The 1,063-nt window shown below is 66.3% G+C and carries 1 protein-coding gene; it reads right to left on the reverse strand.

The genetic code is table 11. From position 1 onward, the window contains the following. Window positions 1-1,063 (reverse strand): vitamin B12 dependent-methionine synthase activation domain-containing protein (locus AC1D00_RS42555; protein ID WP_477014839.1); only part of this gene is annotated, 1,063 nt, incomplete at both ends.

The following is a 1,063-nucleotide window of genomic DNA, read 5'->3' on the forward strand; positions in this document are numbered from 1 at the left end:
CCCGCGCGCTTCTTCTGCCAGACGAGGTGCACCGCGCAGGTGCAGCCCGGCGGATGCGAGGCGAGATCCTTTGACGTCTCGTCGTTCGCCGGCGTCGCCGCGAAGGCCTTGTCGGTCGCCTCTCGCGCCGGGATGTAGTTCAGCACCGGTGCGAGCCAACGCTCGGCCTCCGCGACCGTCATGCCCTTGCGCGCGGCATAATCCTCGACCTGGTCGCGCTCGATCTTGCCGACGCCGAAATAATAACTCTCGGGGCTGGCGAAATAGAGCCCGGAGACGCTCGAGCCCGGCCACATCGCAAAGCTCTCGGTCAGCTTCACGCCGGCGGTGGCTTCGGCATCGAGCAGCTCGAACAGCGTCGCCTTCTCGGTGTGATCGGGCTGCGCGGGATAGCCGGGCGCGGGGCGGATGCCCTGGTATTTCTCCAGGATCAGATCGTCGCAGGAGAGTGCTTCGTCCGGCGCGTAGGCCCAGAACTCGCGGCGCACGCGGGCATGCATGCGCTCGGCGAAGGCTTCGGCGAGGCGGTCGGCCAGCGCCTTGCACAGGATCGAGGAGTAGTCGTCGTTGGCCATCTTGAAGCGGTCGGCGACGGCATCCTCGCCGATGCCGGCCGTGACGACGAAGCCGCCGACATAATCAGGCACGCCGGTGCCGACAGGCGCGACGAAGTCGGCGAGTGCCGCGTTGAAACGGCCCTCGCGCTTCTCGAGCTGCTGGCGCAGCGTGTGCAGCGTCGCGATGCTCTTGGTCCGGCTCTCGTCGGCATACAGCACGATATCGTCGCCTACCGCATTCGCCGGCCAGAAGCCGACGGTGGCGCGCGCCCGGAACCATTTCTCCTTGACGATCAGGTCGAGCATCTTGCGCGCGTCGTCATAGAGCGAGCGCGCGACCTCGCCGACCTTGGAATCGTCGAGGATCGCGGGGAAGCGGCCGGCGAGCTCCCAGGTCTGGAAGAACGGGGTCCAGTCGATATAGGGCACGAGCTCGGCGAGGTCGTATGCGTCAAAGCTCTTGGTGCCGAGGAAGGTTGGCTTCACCGGCTTGTTCGATGTGAAGT

The sequence above is a fragment of the Bradyrhizobium sp. P2_E8 genome, assembly GCF_056403875.1.